At 41.4% G+C, this 19279-nt stretch carries 19 protein-coding genes; 5 read left to right on the top strand and 14 right to left on the bottom strand.

Annotated features, from left to right (window positions below; all coding sequences use genetic code 11):
• Positions 1 to 2 precede the first annotated feature (2 nt).
• The gene (locus EHS13_RS22295) at positions 3 to 653 is read right to left on the bottom strand and encodes a response regulator transcription factor (RefSeq protein WP_155702504.1); all 651 of its coding nucleotides are present in this window, start codon (positions 651 to 653) and stop codon (positions 3 to 5) included.
• Positions 650 to 2977 carry an ATP-binding protein gene (locus tag EHS13_RS22300; protein WP_155702505.1) on the bottom strand — a complete coding sequence of 776 codons (2328 nt, stop codon included), beginning with the start codon at positions 2975 to 2977 and terminating at the stop codon, positions 650 to 652. The genes EHS13_RS22295 and EHS13_RS22300 overlap by 4 nt, the downstream gene beginning before the upstream one ends.
• 72 nt (positions 2978 to 3049) lie before the next feature.
• Between EHS13_RS22300 and EHS13_RS22305 the strand changes: the two genes are divergently transcribed.
• The 3 genes from EHS13_RS22305 to sda all read left to right on the top strand — a co-directional run bounded on the left by EHS13_RS22305 (position 3050) and on the right by sda (position 3771).
• Positions 3050 to 3250: a hypothetical protein gene (locus tag EHS13_RS22305; protein ID WP_155702506.1), complete on the top strand. Its 201-nt coding sequence runs from the start codon at positions 3050 to 3052 to the stop codon at positions 3248 to 3250.
• A 196-nt stretch (positions 3251 to 3446) separates the two neighbouring features.
• Complete coding sequence (locus EHS13_RS22310; RefSeq protein ID WP_155702507.1) at positions 3447 to 3617, top strand: hypothetical protein; 171 nt, start codon at positions 3447 to 3449, stop codon at positions 3615 to 3617.
• Between the two features lie 10 nt (positions 3618 to 3627).
• Positions 3628 to 3771 (top strand): sporulation histidine kinase inhibitor Sda, encoded by a 144-nt coding sequence (gene sda, locus EHS13_RS37585; protein ID WP_155702508.1) that lies wholly within the window; start codon positions 3628 to 3630, stop codon positions 3769 to 3771.
• A 66-nt stretch (positions 3772 to 3837) separates the two neighbouring features.
• On the opposite strand, the gene EHS13_RS22320 is transcribed toward sda, so the two are convergent.
• The 4 genes from EHS13_RS22320 to EHS13_RS22335 form a co-directional block, all read right to left on the bottom strand.
• Positions 3838 to 6159 carry a family 78 glycoside hydrolase catalytic domain gene (locus tag EHS13_RS22320; RefSeq protein WP_162463204.1) on the bottom strand — a complete coding sequence of 774 codons (2322 nt, stop codon included), beginning with the start codon at positions 6157 to 6159 and terminating at the stop codon, positions 3838 to 3840.
• A 104-nt stretch (positions 6160 to 6263) separates the two neighbouring features.
• Positions 6264 to 9446: an AAA family ATPase gene (locus tag EHS13_RS22325; RefSeq protein WP_155702510.1), complete on the bottom strand. Its 3183-nt coding sequence runs from the start codon at positions 9444 to 9446 to the stop codon at positions 6264 to 6266.
• Positions 9443 to 10816 carry a metallophosphoesterase family protein gene (locus EHS13_RS22330; RefSeq protein ID WP_155702511.1) on the bottom strand — a complete coding sequence of 458 codons (1374 nt, stop codon included), beginning with the start codon at positions 10814 to 10816 and terminating at the stop codon, positions 9443 to 9445. The genes EHS13_RS22325 and EHS13_RS22330 overlap by 4 nt, the downstream gene beginning before the upstream one ends.
• Positions 10817 to 10829: 13 nt before the next feature.
• Positions 10830 to 11972 (bottom strand): glycosyltransferase family 4 protein, encoded by a 1143-nt coding sequence (locus EHS13_RS22335; RefSeq protein WP_155702512.1) that lies wholly within the window; start codon positions 11970 to 11972, stop codon positions 10830 to 10832.
• Between the two features lie 97 nt (positions 11973 to 12069).
• Between EHS13_RS22335 and EHS13_RS22340 the strand changes: the two genes are divergently transcribed.
• Positions 12070 to 13227 carry a GGDEF domain-containing protein gene (locus EHS13_RS22340; protein ID WP_155702513.1) on the top strand — a complete coding sequence of 386 codons (1158 nt, stop codon included), beginning with the start codon at positions 12070 to 12072 and terminating at the stop codon, positions 13225 to 13227.
• A gap of 173 nt (positions 13228 to 13400) precedes the next feature.
• Here the strand turns inward: EHS13_RS22340 and EHS13_RS22345 are convergent, their stop codons facing one another.
• The 6 genes from EHS13_RS22345 to EHS13_RS36875 form a co-directional block, all read right to left on the bottom strand.
• Positions 13401 to 14084 (bottom strand): HAD hydrolase-like protein, encoded by a 684-nt coding sequence (locus EHS13_RS22345; protein WP_155702514.1) that lies wholly within the window; start codon positions 14082 to 14084, stop codon positions 13401 to 13403.
• The gene (locus EHS13_RS22350; protein WP_155702515.1) at positions 14081 to 14608 is read right to left on the bottom strand and encodes a VanZ family protein; all 528 of its coding nucleotides are present in this window, start codon (positions 14606 to 14608) and stop codon (positions 14081 to 14083) included. Before EHS13_RS22350 ends, EHS13_RS22345 begins: the two co-directional genes overlap by 4 nt.
• On the bottom strand, positions 14589 to 15287 hold the full coding sequence (gene queC, locus EHS13_RS22355) for a 7-cyano-7-deazaguanine synthase QueC (RefSeq protein ID WP_155702516.1): 699 nt from the start codon (positions 15285 to 15287) through the stop codon (positions 14589 to 14591). The genes EHS13_RS22350 and queC overlap by 20 nt, the downstream gene beginning before the upstream one ends.
• Before the next feature lie 48 nt (positions 15288 to 15335).
• Positions 15336 to 16016, bottom strand: coding sequence for a 7-carboxy-7-deazaguanine synthase QueE (locus EHS13_RS22360; RefSeq protein WP_155702517.1), 681 nt, complete (start codon positions 16014 to 16016; stop codon positions 15336 to 15338).
• 1 nt (position 16017) lies between these two features.
• Positions 16018 to 16488, bottom strand: coding sequence for a 6-carboxytetrahydropterin synthase QueD (queD, locus tag EHS13_RS22365; protein ID WP_155702518.1), 471 nt, complete (start codon positions 16486 to 16488; stop codon positions 16018 to 16020).
• Positions 16489 to 16583: 95 nt separating this feature from the next.
• Positions 16584 to 16748: a hypothetical protein gene (locus EHS13_RS36875; protein WP_155702519.1), complete on the bottom strand. Its 165-nt coding sequence runs from the start codon at positions 16746 to 16748 to the stop codon at positions 16584 to 16586.
• 131 nt (positions 16749 to 16879) lie between these two features.
• On the opposite strand from EHS13_RS36875, the gene EHS13_RS22375 reads away from it, so the two are divergent.
• Entirely contained in the window at positions 16880 to 18250 is a 1371-nt protein-coding gene (locus EHS13_RS22375; protein ID WP_155702520.1) for an RsmF rRNA methyltransferase first C-terminal domain-containing protein, read from the top strand.
• On the opposite strand, the gene EHS13_RS22380 is transcribed toward EHS13_RS22375, so the two are convergent.
• A complete protein-coding gene (locus tag EHS13_RS22380) occupies positions 18220 to 18489 on the bottom strand; it encodes a hypothetical protein (protein ID WP_155702521.1) in 270 nt (89 codons plus the stop codon). The two genes, EHS13_RS22375 and EHS13_RS22380, sit on opposite strands and share 31 nt — an antisense overlap.
• A gap of 72 nt (positions 18490 to 18561) precedes the next feature.
• Entirely contained in the window at positions 18562 to 19212 is a 651-nt protein-coding gene (locus EHS13_RS22385; RefSeq protein WP_155702522.1) for a hypothetical protein, read from the bottom strand.
• Between the last annotated feature and the right edge of the window lie 67 nt (positions 19213 to 19279).

The following is a 19279-nucleotide window of genomic DNA, read 5'->3' on the forward strand; positions in this document are numbered from 1 at the left end:
CCTTAACCTCTCCCATCCGCCTCTAGATAATAGTCACTTTGCACAAACTGCTCGACAGCTTGTGCTCTGGTTTTAATCCCCATTTTATCATAAATTCGCTTCAAGTAATTATCCACCGTACGTTTGCTTAAATGGATTTGCTCACCGATTTGCTCGTGAGTAAATCCACCAACCAGCAGAGTCATAATCTGCACTTCATCATGTGTTAGCTCAAATGAATTCGAAGTATGATCCTCGATAATTCGCATTTTCTGAAAAAATGACAGAGGCACCGCAACATGGTTATCCCTAATGCAATTTACCATATTCTTGATTGTATTTTCACTAGAACCTTTAGAGATAACACCCGAAACGCCTGCCTCAATTAATTTATTGAAAATTTTGGATACCTCGACTCCAGTAAAAATAACAATATGAATGTGCGGATATTGAGTTTTAATCATTCTCGCAACCTGACTCCCCAGCTGATCCGGTAAATAATAATCAAGAAAAACAAGCTCTGGCTGATGGATTTTCACCATCTCAAGACAGTCTTTTCCGTTGCCTGCCGTTCCTATCACTTCAATTCGTTCCATTTCCTGCAATATGGCTTTTGTAGCATTGGCAAACAAGGGATGATCATCAACTACAAGTACTCGCATCACTTTATTCACGCTATCAACCCCTCCTTCGGTAGAATAATTTGCATCCTCACACCTTTTCCCAGCTCCGTTTCCAGTTCAAATCTTCCGTTGAGATAGATCGCCCTGCTTTTTAATTGTTCAATACCATTTCCTGATGAACTAATTTCTTTAGCACTTACACGCCCCTCTTCAAACCCAATACCATCATCCTCATAAATAAAATAAAAATAATCTTGACGAAAGGTTAATTCCAGCTTTACTGAAGTCGCTTTAGAATGTTTTTTCGCATTATTCAGCAGCTCTTGAAAAATCCGAAACATATGACGTTTAGCTTCTAAGCTACTTTCTTCAATTTTAATAGCGCCCTTTGTAATAAATTGCAGTTTGAATGGCAAGCCGATTTCCTCTTGTTCAATGACCTGACGAATCGTATCGATTAAACCAATCTCTTGCAATAAATGCGGATACAGCTCGAAGCAGCTTTGACGCAGATTACTATTAATAATTTCAATATAATCATAAATGCTGGCAAGCTTTCGTTCACCTGCTTCCAATATAATGTGCTCTTTCATAAAAGCCTCCATTTTCAACTTCAAGAAATAGAGATCCTGCATTGTTGTATCATGGAGATCCATTGCGATGCGAACCCGTTCTTTCTCCTGCAGCTCAAACATAATCTTGCGAAACCAGACAAATTCCTGAGCAGCCTGCTCATTGGGAATTTGCGCTGCTAGCTCATGCAGCTTCAAGTTCAGCTTGCGAATTAGATATAGATTCTCTAAGCTAACCGCCAGATAGGAAACGATTAAACCCAACCATTGCTTCTCCTCTAAATTGAGATGTGTATTCGTTTTATTGCGGGTCATGACGAGAAAGCTTTTGTATTCTTCGTGTTGGTTAATGGGGAATACGGAATAGTCAGATTCGTCCGAATCTAATTCACAATTAGAAAGCGAACTTTCCATTGTGGCCAAGTTGATTTTCCCTTCCGTAATCGACTCAATCTCATGGGGATACTGGAAGACGATAGCTCCTCCGAATACATGTAGCGTTTGCACAATATCTACTAGAATAATCTCCTTCAGCTCACGCATATTGGAAATCGACTCCATATTCTTCGAAATTTTCTTTAACGCATTCTTTAACTGATTCTTGCGAGGGAAGATAACCCTTTCTAGCTTAGTTGTTATATATTCGAGGGAGTAAAGAACAAATGAGATTACTATCAGGATTAAAAAAAACAAAGTGCCTACATTATTAATAAGATTCTCTCTAGGTAGATAAAAGGAAATAACTCCAACTATGAAACCACTTGGAACAATTGAAATAAGTAGGGTTAACAAAATCCTCCGAAATATCGTATCTATATCATATAGCTGTTTGGTCGTAATTAGATAAGCAAAAGTAATGGGTAGAAATAGTACTGCCCATCCAGTTATGGATGAGTTGACCCATTCATATCCGTAAAAGAACTTAGGGAAAAATGATAATAGTGCCAATGGCAGAAATGAAGTAAAAAGCGCTAACCAAACAATCTTTATTAAAGTAGATGCGTAGGTTTTCTTATTGCGATGTATGAAATAAATATAGGACAAAAGTAATAGATTCAGTATAAGACCCAAGATGAAATATAGCATAGTTGCTAATGAGGTATAGTAATTTACTAAATAGGCAATGTTTTTCATATTAATACAAATAAACAATAATAAAGTAGATAAAATAATTGGAAAATATAAGTATTTAAGAAATCCTCGAGGAAGTGTAAGATTTGCCTTTTCATGCAGCATGATAATTAAAAAATGCAAGAAAAGAACTGGAACCAGCATAACCCCCGCATTAATAAATACTTTGCCTAATAAATCACCTCTAATGGACACACCTAAGCTCATAAAAACAATTCCTGCATTAAGGAATACAAGTGATAAAAAACGGGCCGAATATGAACGGAGCTTTTTATAGAGCAATAACGCCATTGCAAAGCTTAAAATTTCACCTAAATATGAAAGATTAAGCAAACTATTAGCAAAATAAGTATGTTTAGGAGCTACAACTGTAATTCGCTGGCCATTTCGCTCTATTAATAAAGATTCGAAGCGGTCTAAAGTTCTCCACTTTTGGACATAAGAATATTCATCCACCTCATTACCGTTTACTTTCAATACAATATCTCCTAACTGTAATCCAAACACAGAAGCTGCTTTTGCCATGTCAAATTGATTAATTACATATTCATTGCTCTTATTCTTCAATAAGTTTATTCCACTATATGGATAACTGAAAGAAACATAAACAACCCATGCTCGAATTGCTAAAAATATCACTATCAAAACAAAAACAATATATTTTTTCTTCATCGTTTAACATCCCTTTTATTTCTGGTATAATAATCCACAACATACATTTATAAAAAAGGATGGGGGTGAAATATGCAAACGATTACATGGTCACCTCAGCTTAATCTTGCTGTAAGAAACTTAAAAAAACTTAATTTGTTTAATTCTGCAAGCAATCTAATTAATGGGAAAATATTAGAGACTTATCAATTATCTCCCTCAGAGGAACAAGCAGTTAAATCAACCTTATTCGAGAAAAAAGCCACAGAAACCGTACAGCTATGGTGGAAATGACTTCTCCTAATTCTACCAAATTAAAAAGAGATTGTATATTCGGATAATAACCGATATACAATTTTTTTTGCATTTTTTTGCATTAAATCGAAAAATAAATGGTAAATAATGCATAATGTTTGCGCTGACTCTTGAGCAAATGAAGTGTACTATAATAAATAGGACTTTATGCTCAACAAAGTTAGGGTGCATATAAATGGATAAAAACCTATTCGATGGTAAATTTAATGCTGCATTTCAAAATGCCCTTCATCGTAGCTTTTCAGAGATTAAACTACCTGAACCACACATCATCCTAGAATCATGGGTATCTCTCCAAAAATCACTCGCATTTAATCAAATGGAAACGCAGAAAATAGAAAAGTAGGTTATACAGGATGTTTCAGCTTAACGATCATCAGCTCATCAGTTGCTACAGAGACGCTATTAAACACAAGTTGGAAAATAAATTTATTCAAATGCTCCTCGAGGAAATAAACAAAAGGAATATCATTTCATTTCGGGATAATTCACAAAATTAAAAGCCAAGACTCCCTATAAAAGAGGAATCTTGGCTTTTTGGAATTAATAGAGATACTCGATAAAGATTATATCACCCTGCTAATCTCATCTGGATGTGTAACTCGAAGCTCAAGCCCTGCAGGTGTTTGCTGCCAATTAACCTCGATAGGTCCATAAGGCGTTGGGACAACTCCTGATATTTTATGAAAGCCTGCTGGGGTAGGAACGACTTTAAATGTTTTAAAGCCAGGTTCGATCGGCTGCACACCTAATAAATAAGCATAATAGAAAAAGAGTGGAATCGCAGACCAGCCATGACATAAACTCCCTGCATTCGAGAATGCTGCTGAACCATCCTTCGTCTCCCAAAAGCTAGTAGCCCCGTTGAATAGCATGGATCCCCAGGTTTCGCCAATCGATTCAAAAACTAAGTTCTGATATCTTGCCGGTTCACCCAACAAAGCTTTAAATTTAAAAATCGAATGACTCAATGTAATGGGAACATATCCATTCTCTTTAACAGCTAAACCCGCTCGTACCTGATCAGCAATTTCATCATTAGGTGGGATAGCTGCTAATAAAGCTAAGGCTTGGGTAAGCTCAGCGTAATGATCAGCTCTTTCTGCTTCTTGATAAGTTAGATACGCTCCTTCTGTGGAAACCCAGAATCGTTCATGTACCGCTAGCTTAACTCTCTCAGCAATAGCTGTGTATCGTATCGATTCCTCGCTCAATCCACAAGAATTCAGCATAGCCCCAGCCGCTTCCAACGCCATAACAAAAACCAGATTCAATGGAGCGTCCCATCTGCACTCATTAATTTCTGCATATCCTTCCAGCCCATTCTCCCAGTCGTAAAAGTTCCAGTATCCTTTTTCTACAGGTGTCCTTAATAGGTCATCCTGCATATTGGAAATGTGTACATTCATCATACGCTGAACGATTGGCAGGACCGTGGCAATATATTCTAATCTTCCACTGTACAGCATAAACTCAGCAAGCTCCACCACCCACATAAAGCTGAAGGAAGGAATTGTGATCTCACACTCTGCCGGTGCGCATATTTCTAGAAAGCCGTCGTCTCTGAGTGATTCTCCAAGCAGTTTAAAGGATTCCTGTGGGAAATCATATTCCCCAAAGCAATAATAGCCGCATAAAGCTTGATTCCTTGAATCTAATGCGTACAAAGCTTGCTCACGCCAAGGTGTATCTTCATAATGCTCATGCATGCACAAATGAAGAGTACGCACTGCTGTTTGAGCAATTCTCATATGCAGCAAGTCCGGGCAATCAAACTCCCCTCTTAGCTCAATCGGATATTCCACAGGTCTCATTCCGGCATAGTGCAACACGAATCGTTCTTGAACACCATGAATGTGCAGTTGAATATAGCGACCGGCAATTCTTTTGAAATAATGGGTAAAGGTTTGAGGACCTTGGCCGCAATGATAAGTAAATGCAAAATTCCGTTCTCCCACACTAGCTCTAACACGCAGGTCATCCAAATGCTCGCCATAGCCAATATCAATTATTGCTCCATGCTCAGCGTCTACTTCTAGCTCGAACAATCCGCTTTCCTCTTGACCAAGATCGTATACCAGATAAATACCTGTTACCTCTTTGAACCAGGAAGCTGCTAGTGACAGCTTTGAATGAGAAGTTAGTGCTTCTAAATTTATTTCGGAAGTGTCTACGAGAATATTCTCAGGCATGCGAAACGATAAAAAATCACTTTGGATGAGCTTTGCAGCCGTCTCGATTGGTTCTGCATTGCGAATAAACACTCCTTGCGACTTTAAGCTTGCTTGGATTCTCTCTTTTAAAATCAGCTTTTTTAGCGGTCTTTCGTAGAGGCTTGGCCATATCTTATTAAGCAATAGATTAGTATCTGCAGCCTCCCAAACCCCAGACATCCTATAGTTTAGAGCACGCCATTGATCATCAGAAGCCGCTTTATATTCGAAGGTATAGCCCAGCTGTACGGATATATGGGTAGTTAGGCCGTTAACATATGACAAGGACTGGCGGCAAAAGGTATCTGAGCCGCTGCAGATAATGGACTCACCTGTATCTAAGGAATAAATAAGTCCCGGATTACCTTTGCGATATTGGAAGGTGCTTTCACCTTGATAGTAAGCAAGTATCGTTAATACGTTGGTTCCAGCATGAAGCAAATGACCGACGGTTAAGTAATCATAAGCTTTATTCTGCGGGTAATCATCGTATTGTCCATACTCCACAAATTGCCCATTAAGCCATACAGCATAATCAGAATCAACAGATAGAAGCAAGCTAGCATGGCTAGCAGCCTCTATTAAATCAAATTCATGACGGAAATCCACATATTGGTTGACCAAAGACTGATTTTCACGATTCCATATCCACAAAGCTTCATTCAGCGAGTTCATGTGCATAGCTCCCTTAATCTGTTTTTTAACAGAATAATTATATGATAGGAGATGGGCGAAGAATAGGCTGTAAAATACAGAAATCCACTGGTTTTTACCTCACTTTAGAGCAGGATCTGCTGATGAGCTGGTATTTGTTCCGAGAACGCATCTGCTACATGACGATGGCAAGTAAAAAAAATCACTTGATGCTTGGCCGATATCTCTGCAAGTAATACTAGAGTCTGCCGCATACGCTCCTTGTCAAAATTAACAAGAATATCATCCAATATTAATGGCAGCGATGCTTTCCGTGCATATTCCTCAGCAAGTGCAAATCGCATCGCTAGATAAAGCTGTTCAGCGGTACCACGGCTTAGTAAAGATGAATCCATCATTCGCCCGCTTGCGTGCTCGACGATTATTTTTTTCTCACCGATAGGTACCCTAACCCGTAAATATTCACCAGATGTGATAGTTTGAAAATATTCTGTAGCGAGCAGCAATACACCTGGTTGGCGTTCACGTTCATAGAGCTCGCGAGCTTTTCTGAATAGGCTGGCACAAAAAGCTGCCTTAGCCCATTGTCCTGCTTGCTCGGTTAGAACTGCTTTTTGCTGCTCGATGTGCTGCAAGCGCTCTGAATGTTCAGCTCCTTGCTCTAGCTTTTCCAGCTCACTTCGTAATTTGCCTCTGCGGTCTTTAAGCTGGTCGACTTCCCGTTCCAAAGCTAGCAAAGTCTGATCACCCTCAGCCATTTTCTGGATAAGCTCTTGGGACGTTAGCTCGGATAATAAGCCGTCTAATTGATCTTTGCGCGTTGAACTCATAAATACATCTAGAGCCACATCTATTTGCCGCAATTCTTCTTTATAGGCCATACGCTCATTATTCTGTCTGACATGCAAGCGGAAATGCGTTTCATCCTGACTCTCTGCTTCCTGCCATAAATCTAAAATTCGCTTTTGAATCCTCTCCAAAGACTCCCTATGCAGCAACTGTTGTGATTGGGTTTGTGTAAGCTGTTGTTCTAGTCGATTTCGGTTAATTAAAGATTGTGCGGTATGCTCGGCGGTTTCTTTCCAACTTCGCAATGCAAGCTGAATATCCTCTTTGCGGGCTAAGCTCATAAGATTAAGAACGTTATGCTCGTACTCAGTTATTCGATTGTGGATAACCATGTATTTGGCTTGATTACGTTGTTTTTGCTGGAGCTGCTGCTGACCCGATTCGATCAGTTGAAGAATTTCCAACACGCTTTTAGGTGAAAGCTCGATAGCCAATTGATTTTTAGTTAACCATACCTGCCAGCCCGTTGTGGCTTCGGCCAGTTTTACTAAGCTTTCCTTCTGCTTATTTAAGATTGTCTTATTGAGCATCTGCAGCTTTGTGTTGTTATCAGCTGCCTCCTGCCATTTTTGTTCGTCTAGGAGCAGCTCTCGCTTGCCTTCCCGCCAAATATCAGATGCTTGCTGCAGCTGATCTATACTCTCGTCCAGCTGTTGATCGGTTAATGCCTTACTGTTAAAGCTGCTTGCAGAAGCTATTTCAGCTAAACCGACCAGCTGTTCCATTCTTTGATATAAAGCTTTATCTATTACCATTAAATCCTGCTCCAGCTTGTCTATTCCAGTTGGGAAGACTCTCTTGGCTCGAACTGAGCTCTGGGCTTTTGGTGTATATACCCAGACTCCGAGTGAAATTATCAAAAGACTAATAAAGCTAATCACCGCACCAATTGGCTGCTTCTGCAGGATGAAATAAACCGGAAGAATTAGACATGCCCCCATGCAGAACCAGCGAAAAGCAGAATGCAGCCAAGTATTAGTGCTATTCTCTGCTTCAACGGACTGCACTCTCCCCCCTAGCTGCTCCAAATGACGAAGCTCCAGTCTTAGCTGCTGCCTCATCTGAAGCTGTTTACGAAGCTGCGGTATGCTAACGGTTAAGGTATCCATTTCCTGTTGTGCGTCTAAAGTCAACTCTCCAAAGACCATTTGCTTTTTCAATAACAGCTTATTTTCAAGTCGATTTGCCTTTTCCTTGGCTTCTTCCATTTGAATAGACATTCGCTGCAATTCACTTAAAGTAAACTCTCGCTCTTGTTGCAGCTGCTCTAATTCAGCATCCCAGCGTCTAACTTGTTCACGCAAAGCAACGGTAACAGCAAACTCCTCCAAAATGCTTTCATTCCAATGCCCGGCAATTTGACGTAAAAGTCGATCCAGCTGAAGCCGCTGTTGTTCTACTTCGAGGCTAAGCTCTTTGGCCGAATCCTGATCTATCCGATAAACGGTAAGCTGCTCGTATAATTCGTCCAGCTCTGTTTGGTGCAATAGTACATCGGGATCTATTTGAATGGCATTCATTTCTTCGCTAAGCTGTTCAATCATCAGCTGGTGCTTGTCCTGCTCGATTAAGAGAAGCTCTTGAGCTTTAGTAAGCTCATTAAAACGGTTCATTGCATCCTCAGGAAAAACTTCAAAAGCTCGCAGATCCATGAGACCCGTTCGAATTTCATTGCCTCGCTGCCAGTGGCTTCTTGCTTGCTCCGCCGTTTCGAGCTTGGTTAATTCGCTTCTTTGCTCGCGCATTAAGTGGTCCAGCTCGAGAATTCGCTCATCCAAGCTAGTCATTTCAGCCAAGTAGTCATTGTAGCGACCCGCCTGCTCTTTACTGCGGCGGATGTCCGCTTCCTGCTCCTCCAGCTTCAGGAGCGTCAGGTTGAGTGCTTGGTTTCGCCCGCGCGGCCGAAACAGCTGCTCCATCTCGAGCGTGAGCTTGCGCTCCGCGGCCATGATTGTATCGCCGCGGGCGCCTAAGCCCGCGCTGTAGAGATAGCCGCTGAGCGCATCGCTCTGCAGCGTGCGAACCTCTTGCAGCTCGCCAAGGCTGAACGCGAACAGGCTGCGGAACAGCTCGCCAGTGATGCCGCCCAGCAGCGGCTGCAGCAGCTCCGCGCCGCCTTGAGCGCCGCTGGCGAGCGTGACGCGCACGTGGCCCCCGCCGGGGGCACGTCCGCGCCCCGCGCTGGCGGAAGCGCCCTCGCGGCGCTCGACGCGAATGCGTTCACCCTCGGTGGTCTCGAGGGTGAGGTAACCTCCATGGGCGCCGCCCATGAGCGGTTCAAGGCTTCCAGCACCGCTTGCCCGTGCTGGAAAGCCGAACAGAACCGCGCGGATGAAGCCCATGAGCGTGCTCTTGCCCGCTTCGTTGCGGCCATAAAGCAACGTCAGCGGGCCTTCCAGCTGCAGCGTCTTATCCCGCAGCAAACCAAAGCCTTCGACATGAATCGTGCGCAGCTTCATTCATCCCACCTCGCATCCGCGGCCAGAAAGTCGATAGCCAGCTCTTGTGCGGCTTTCACCCAAGCTTTATGTTCCTCTCGCCCTACTCCGCTTAAATACTTAGCCGCTTTACTTTGCGTAAACAAGGGATCCAAAGTCTCCGCACAAAATGCAGCCAATAAAGCCTCATCCGTGAGAATGGACTCCGATAAACGCAGAAGATCACCGAGAAAGCTTTCTTGGTCAAGCAGCAAATTTTTATCTACCTCTAACCCAGAATGCACTTGTACAGATTCGATCCATACATAATTCCCCGTTAGCGGATCAGCCGTTTCTACTATCCCATCTAGTTCTATTAATCCCACATTCAAACTACCCAAGTTTTCAAGCCGTCTAACTTCATCCTCACGCAATTCAGTAATGAGCTCATCCAGCACACTCTTTTTTTGCAGCGTAACATGAATCGGTCCACGATCCGTTAAGGTTATCCGTATAATGGACGCACGACCGGCAGCGTCCTCACGAGCTTTCTCCAATTCAAGCTCAAACCGTTCCTTCAGCTCCTGCTCGGTATGAATGCCTTGAATGGAAATAGAGCGCTGCTGCCAACGAATAGCATCCAAGGCATGGAATGTCAGTTTAGCTTCACCGAATTCCGATACATCCACGATATAACAACCTTTTGCCTCCGTTTCACGTATACTCCGTCCCTGTAGATTGCCAGGGTAAACAATAGCTGGCTCCGTATTCAGCACTTGCCGAGTATGAACATGCCCCAAGGCCCAATAGTCCATTCCACTTCCTAATAAATCTTGAATCGAGCAAGGTGCATAATTGGCATGAGCTTGATTTCCTTCGACATTTGTATGTAAAAGCCCAATTCGAAACAAATCCGAATGACTCCCTATATTTTGCTGATATTTTTCAGTAATGCGTTTAGCTAAATTCTCTGTCACTGCTGCAGTTGCATACGAAATCCCATATATCTGCGCAACAGTACCTTTGCCTTCAAGCTTAACTGGCAATGATTCCACCTCTCTGGCAGAAAAAAAATAAGCTAGCGTTGGCCAATTCAGCCTAGCCGCTCGCCCATCCTCAGGATCATGGTTTCCATGTACAATATAGCTTGCAATACCCGCTGCACTTAAACGCTGCAGCGCTTTTTGAAAGCGAATTTGTGCACGCAGCGAACGATCCGCTAAATCGTAAACATCTCCGCTTATTAAGACAAAATCAACGCTTTGCTGAATTGCCAGCTCTACCAAATTCGCCATTGCCTTAAATGTCGATTGCCGCAATGATTCGCGAATCCCAAGTGGCAATTCAGCCATTCCGACAAAAGGGCTATCCAAATGCAGATCAGCCGCATGAATAAATCGAAAGGCTTTCATTGCTACACCTCGTTTATATTGAATTTCCATCCTGTTTCCGATACATTTCATAAACCTTAGTCATTTGTTGAATAACTCGATTCATCGAATAGGTTTTTTTGGCTTTATCCCAAGCCGCTCTTGCTAAATTATAGCGAAAGCTAGGATCGATTACTAACTTTTCCAAGGCATGATAAAGCGCTACTGAATTGCCTACTGGAACCAATAACCCATTGCGGCCATCTTCAATTTGCTCAGCAATACCGCCTACATTCGTACCTACTAATGCCAATAAGCATAACGCTGCCTCTGCAAATACAGAGCCAAATGCTTCCGCTTGTGATGGTAATACAAAGACATCAAAAAATGGCATGAACTCTTCTGGATGCAGCATATAGCCATAAAATATCGTTTCCTCATAAATATTTAAATCAATCGCCATTTTCTCTAATTCTGGACGACTTGGACCATCACCAATTAAATGTAAAACAAAGGGATGCCCATTCTTTTTCAATAACGAACAAGCTTGCAATAAAGTATCTAATCCTTTGGCTGGAACTAGCCGACATACTGAGATAAATTGTGTAGTAGCATTCTCATGTGGAAACGGTTTAAAGCGCTTTTCATCGAATCCATTGGGGATTACAACGATCCGATCAAAGTCATCCACATAATCCGATAAATACTGTTTAAAAGAAACGGAAACGGTCACAATACGATCAACCTTCTCCTCAATCTCGCGGTAGATCGCGGTCAAAAATTGATGCTCAGGGCCATTCTCAGCAATTTTGCCATTGAGAATTAGCTCCTTCTCGTAGCTTGAATGAATCGTTATGATGACAGGAGTATCCGGAAAAAGCTGCTTCATAACTAAAGCGGCAATCGGATGATGCCCATGAATTAAATCATAGCTTTTAGTAATACGCATTTTCGTCCACCATAAATAATCTTTATAGGTTTGAATATATTTTTCAACGGTAGGATTGCCGGCAAAAACCTTCCAATCAAAGGTAGAGAATTCCACAACTTCAGTTCCTTTATTGCGTATACGTTTGGGTAATGAAAATAACTCCATCTCCCAGCCCTTTTTAAGGTAACGTTCTTGAATGTAGGGGATCATGGAGGAAACCCCGCCTGGTTGCTCTGGCGGAAAAAATAAGGCTTGTAGAATATTCATGTGTCCACTCCAATCATTACATAGTTACGCTATCTATTGTACCTTCTAAATGTATTTTTTGCTATAATATAGACAGCTTAATAAATGGAGGCTCCAAATGAATCCTTCTGAGTTATTTACCGGCACAATTAGTCATATTTATTCAGCCTCGTTAATTATTATGATTTTAATATTAATGTTTATCATGTCTTTAAGCTTATTCCTCAATCGCCGTAAAAAAGCTTATTTTTCATTAACCATTTCCTTGTTTATTGTTATCTTTCAATACGCTTTAGTTATTACCGTAGAAGCCTCAACCTTGCATAGCGCTCTATCTGAATATCTGGTTTCCTTTCTAAAAGTACTCTCTTTCATCCTAGTGAATATGGGAATCTATCAGCTCTATAACCCATCTAGAATGAAACAATTTCTCCTTTTTTACGGCTCTGTTTTTCTGGCGTTTGTAATTTCCTTGCTGCATTTCAGCGTTAATAATTGGTTCGAGGGCACACAATCACAGATCGAACAAATGCAAGATCTCGGCTTGGACTTATATTTGCTAATCCTAGTTTTTATTTGCTATTTTGTAGTTGCGAATCGGATCGGACAAACCCAAAAATATCGTTTAGGTTTGACACTCTATTTTTTCATGCATATCTCCCATTTTATTAATACCTATTTCCTAGATTCAGAATCACGGGTTTTTTCTGGGATTGCTAATTTTTTACCCGTTGCTTACTATGCTATTTTATTCATTATTCTTTTTGAACGAGTCGTTGAATTATTGCAGACAAGCTACACCAACTCCATAACAGATGGTTTAACAGGCCTTTATAATCGTCGATATTTTGTAAGTCGTGTCAATCAATATGTCAGCAATAGTGTAGCTGTCTCGGTTATTTTTGCCGATATTGATAATTTCAAAAAATTAAATGATACCAAAGGTCATCAAAAAGGGGACGAAGCTTTACAGCAGGTTGCCACAATTATGAAGGAAGCTGCTGAGGAGTTTGGCGTATGTGGAAGATACGGTGGCGAGGAATTGGTTATTCTGGTCACTGATCCAGAGACAGTCACTGGCGAGCTAGCTGAAGAAATCCGCAAACGTGTAGAAAAAGAAGCAGGGGTTACCATAAGTGTTGGCTACAGCAAGCTCCAGCCTGGAATTACTGCAGAGCAGTTAATTAAACAAGCAGATGATGCCATGTACAAAGCCAAATCAACCGGCAAGAATAAAGTAGTTAAGTACATTCGTCCTCAATCCATTCAACTCTAGTTGCTTTCCTATTAATCTCTCAATTATGCACCTATTTTCTTTAATAGGTGTTTTTTGTTTTCTTAAGCTAATATGCTTTTGACTTCTTCAAAATATTCAAAACGGGGTACCCCGGGTAACACCCCAGGGCATATTATTCCAAACAAATTGTAATCAACGTATTACTGATTTGGCTATTCTGGATCAAAAGCAGTAAGCTTCAGTAAATCCCCAAAGGTACCAATTACAATATCAGCCTCATCCAACTCCTTGGAATTGCCAAAATCCGCATAGCTGCAGCCAACTACAAAAAGTTGATTTTCTTTGCCAGCTTCAACATCAGAGGATCGATCCCCTACCATCCAAGCCGATTGCAGATCATATTCAACCAATAACATACGTACCAAATCAACTTTAGATTGTGTTTGATATTCACCCGCACTGTACAAACCTTCAAATAAGTGATCTAACCCTTTTGCAGCAACAACACCTTTGACGTAACCCTCTAAGCCATTGCTTGCCACAAAGAGACGAATCCCTTTACGATGTAGAGTAGTTAATGTTTCAAGTACTTTAGGATATAGCTCACCTGTCTTGTTTGCCAGCTCTTCCAATTGATATTGGAGGAGCAGCACATTGGCTCGTTCTCGTGCTGCCAATGTTGCTTCAGGCATAACACGCTTCCAAATATCCGTCAACAGCATCCCGAGGCTGCCAAGAATCCGCTGAATATCCGGTGTTTCTCCTTCGAAAAGGCCTTCTGCGCGCAACTGATCATATAGTCGATTATAAGCCGGTATTAATACAGTTTCAGTTTGAAAAAGCGTTCCATCCAAATCAAAAATCATCGCTTCAGGCAGATTTTGCACAGTATTCATGATCTCTTAACTCCTCTGTTTATGTTTCTCCTGCTTCGAAAAAGCCATATAAGCATAATAACAATCAGACAACCAATAGAATCCACTGCTACATCGATGGCATGTCCTGTTCGACCCGCTATAAACGATTGATGCCATTCATCCGTGATCGCATAGAGCACAGCCAGAATTGGGCTTAATAAAATGCTGTAATATTTAAACCTTGTCCATTGCAAATTACTAAACCATAAACCTGTAAGTAATGCATACTCCAATACATGAGCACTTTTACGCAAGAAAAACTCAAGCATGGCATAAGGCTCTTTCCAAGTTATTAACTGACCACTATAATTAAACTCCAAATGAGGCAACCAATAATTAATCGCAGCAGCAGGAAACCATTCTGTGAGAAGTGGTCTAATATCTTGCGTTTGGTAAGGTTCGTTAGATTTCAAATAAATGAGTGCCATCCATCCTACCAATGCAAGCGCCAGAATCGCTCTGATCCAGCTTAATCGCTTGTTACTATAGAGATTGTTGTTCATAAGCAATGGGATCCTTGAGACCTGCATCTGCAAATCCTTTTAACCGTAGACGGCAGCTATCACATTCTCCACAAGCTTCAGCTCGGCCGTTGTAGCAAGAGGTAGTCAAATGATAAGGAACCTTTAACCTCACACCTTCACGAATTATCTCCGCTTTGCTTAGTTCGATTAATGGGGTGGCAATCTGCAAACCATCGCTTTCAACTCCTACTTTAGTAGCGAGAGCTATAACTTCTTCAAACTTATGGATAAATGCAGGACGACAATCGGGATAACCGCTATAATCCAAGGCATTTACTCCTATATAGATGGCATCAGCCCCAGAAGCTTCAGCAAAGGACGTTGCAATAGATAAAAATAGTAAATTGCGCCCTGGCACATAGGTTACAGGAATTTCAGAAGCTTCTTCCTCACCCACAGGAACATCTATCGACTGATCCGTTAACGCACTTCCACCGAAATCACGCAGGAAACCTAGCTTAATCACTTTATGCTGCTTGGCTACCCCATAATATTCTGCTACACTGCGAGCATTTTCAATTTCAATATGATGTCTTTGTCCGTAATCAAACGTCAATGGATAAAGCTCATAACCAAGCTCTAAAGCCATTCCCATGCAAGTCGTACTATCCAACCCTCCACTGAGAATGATCACTGCTTTTTTCTTTTTTTCACTCATCTGCTTCACCTTCCATCCTGCTTTACTGTTAATAGCATTATTTGTTGTTTAAACGCCTCTTTTGGCTGGATCCCAAATGATCTTATGCAGCTGCAAATTCAGCTTTACATGTGAAAGCTTGTGCTCAAGCATTAGCTCAACTAGCTTCGCTGGAGGCATTGTCTCCCAAACTGGGCTAAACAAAGGAAGAGCTGCTGTTGGATTTTCCTGCAGAACCTGAACTGCTGTAGCGAAATCTGCTTCGCTTGCGATGACAAATTTCAGTTCATCCTCCGCACGCAATAAAGCAAAATTGCTATAGAGCATCCGCTCCATTTCACCTGAACCCGGAAGTTTAAAATCCATAATATATCTAACCTTCGGCGATTCAATACGTTCCATATAATAGCCTAATTCAATGGCGCCGTTCGTCTCAATATGAATATCCTCCAGCGACTCAATCTCTAGCAGCGCATGGATCAGAGCTAAAGAATGCGCACCATATAAAAGCGGCTCACCACCCGTCAAGCAGATATAACGAGAGCTGAACGTTTGAACTTGCTCGATGATTTCACTAATTGTCATAACATCCCCTGCTTGTTCAGGCGGATAGCTATATTTAGTATCACACCAGGAGCAACGCAAATTACACCCAAACAAACGGACGAAGACGGTAGGAAACCCTGCTCGAGTCCCTTCGCCTTCTACCGTTTCGAATATTTCTACCATTGGTATTTTAATTTCATGCATATTACTCTTCCTCCATCATAGACCGCGTTATCGCAGCATAGCTGGTTGGTGTTTCCCAAAGCCTAATTTCCTCTAGGCGGATTTCAGCATTTGGATATTCCGTTTCTAGAGCAGCATGAAGCTGTTCATAAATCCAGACCACCATATTCTCTGCAGTTGTATTCATCAAAGGCAATACTTCATTTAAATATCGATGATCCAACCGATCAATGATATGCAGCTTGGTAATTCGTTTTAAATCCGAGAAATCAATCGCAAGCCCTCGCTCATCTGTTCGCCCTGAGACTACTACTTGCAAACGATACGTATGGCCGTGCAGATTTTTGCATTTCCCTTCATAACAATGAAGATGGTGTGCACTATCAAACGTAAATTCCTTAGAAATCAACACACGTTTGTTATGATATTTTAATTGAGTTGACTGAATGTCTTCTCCTAGCATTTGTACTTTTTTTGGTATATGGAACCCCATGTTCTTCCCTCCAAGCAATAAAAACTTTTCTATTATACCACGCTGGATTAGGTTCTCACAATGAGAAATTCCGATCCTACCTAAATCAAGCTTATTTATTCACCTTCGCTTATACTGATTGTGCGAAGCTGCGCTAAATTTGGGCTAATTAACACCAAAAAAGCGAGAACCAATACGAACCCTACAGTGCCACCAAGCTTCCATGATAATTTCAAATTGCGATACCATCCATAATTATTGCCTCCCAAATAGAAGCTCATGTTAGAATTACATTTACTTACCTAACAAATTCCTTATAATTGCTAAATAAACGGACATGCTTCATTTTCAGCTAGCAAATTGGTACTATAGATTAGAACATTACACTAATAATTAAGGAGCTTTACCTAATATGATAAAACTTCCAGAAGCCTTTATTGAGCGAATGCGTGATATTTTGGGAAAAGCGGCAGATGACTTTTTGAATAGCTATAATCAACCAAAAACGCAGGGATTACGGATCAATACGCTGAAATCTGCTATAAGCGATACTATCACTAATCCATTAAAAATTAGCTTTCAAATAGAACCCATTCCTTGGTGTTCCACAGGATTTTATTATGACGAAACAACATCTCGTCCCGGTAAACACCCCTACCATGCAGCGGGTCTCTATTACATCCAAGAGCCCTCGGCTATGTCTGTTGTTGAATTGCTTAATCCGCTGCCTGGTGATATTGTGCTCGACCTTGCCGCTGCACCTGGCGGGAAATCGACGCAAATTGCAGGGAAGATGCAAGGAAAAGGTTTGCTGATTGCAAATGAAATCCATCCGGCTAGAGCAAAAATTCTCTCCGAGAATATCGAACGAATGGGTGTAACCAATGCCGTTGTTACCTCTTGTAATCCTGAGCAATTAGCTGTGAAATTCCCAGTCTTTTTCGATAAAATCATGTTGGATGCTCCATGTTCAGGTGAAGGCATGTTCCGCAAAGACCCTGATGCGATTGCCGAATGGTCTCCAGACCATGTAACGATGTGTGCCATTCGTCAAATGGATATTCTGCGCCAAGCCGTGCTGATGTTAAAGCCAAATGGACAGCTTGCCTATTCCACATGTACTTTTTCAGCAGAAGAGAATGAGCTGATTATCGCTAAGATCATCGCGGAATTCCCACAATTCGAGCTTGTTCGCACGGAACGCATTTGGCCGCATTTAGATCGTGGAGAAGGTCATTTTGCTGCTATTTTGCACAAAAAAGCCGAAATCCAAGCTCATACAAACGCTCAAAAACGATATTTTGACAACACAGAAAAAAGAAAAAACCTACCCAAAGTGGTAAGTGAGGCTTGGAGCTTATTTGAATCCTTTGCTGAAATGCATGTGCCAGGATTGGTGCTAGAGCAAGGAGAGCCTTTATTATTCGGAGACCAGCTATATTGGCTGCCGCGCGTTGCAGATTGTCCATTTAACGCCAACTACCTTAAGGGCTTAAAAATATTAAGGCCTGGACTTCATTTAGGAACAATCAAGAAAAATCGCCTGGAACCCACCCATTCTTTAGCTTTAGCGATATCTCCAGAGGTTATTACTAATTCTTACGATTTTTCCACTACATCACCTGAGATATTGAGTTATTTGCATGGAGAAGCTCTACACGGGGACGGTCGTCATAATGGATGGCTCTTAATTACTATCGATGGGTTTGCACTTGGATGGGGAAAAGAAAGCAATGGACAGATTAAGAATCACTATCCCAAAGGCTTACGTTGGTTGGGCTGAGCCAGATTATGCTGAATCTCCTGTAAGCGGTCATTCTCTGAACGCAGCTGTTCCTCTATTTTTTCAATATGCAGATGCATTTGTTCGACTACATTATCAGGCAACTCGATTTCATGAATGGATTTAACGATATAAATTAAGCATTGCAGCGTTTCTTCCATCATCACTTTTTTCTTGCCGTTCATAACAACATCTGCTAAGAATATTAGATGACTAAGCTCCTTTTGCGTCACATTCATTCTGATCTCCCCTTTCGCTCTATTATGACCTTTTTTGGCGAAAGAGGGAAGCAAAATTAGGTAATTTCGACTTTAGTGAGAGGGCTCACAATTTATCCGTTCGATAAGTTCATTTTCATAATGATGGTTGAGCACCATTGTATGAATTGCCTCTTCATCAAAATCAGACATTAGAAGCGCAGTAACCGCTTCAATTTCTTCCTCCTCTGGGTCAAATAGCCAATGAATCTCTCCGACAACATCCTCATCACGAATAGTGATTAAAGCTTCGGCTGCCCATTCCTGTTCCTCATCATATACATGATATTCCAGGTTACTTCTCCCTTCTCCGACAATAACCAAATGGTACTCCTTCCCTGCCATTTCTAAAGTTTCTATTTCTTCATCCATATCTTCAAAATAATTGTCATCTTCAAATTCGTCTTCCCCATTCAGCTCAAAATGATCAATATAGCAATCAACAGCGCTATAACTGACATAAACCGTACACTCCGCTGCCTCAACTGAACTAGCGAAAGCTTGTATGTAAGTCTGAATGTGATTTAATACATGTTCTTTATCTGAGAATGGCAAAGAAGGCTGATCCAATTGAATCGCCCCTGATACACGTTGAAGCTCACGATAAACAACCGTTAATGAACCAATATATCGTCCGTTTAGCAGAATATCGCTTACTTCTCCACCTGCTGTTTTTAAATCTGGTCGTAAGAACACATTTGCCATAGATAACCCCTCCAAGGAATTGAATGATATTCCTCTTATAGGCTGTCCCAACGGACTTAATTTTATT

It is taken from the genome of Paenibacillus psychroresistens, from assembly GCF_009728935.1.
Lineage (GTDB): Bacteria > Bacillota > Bacilli > Paenibacillales > NBRC-103111 > Paenibacillus_AC > Paenibacillus_AC psychroresistens.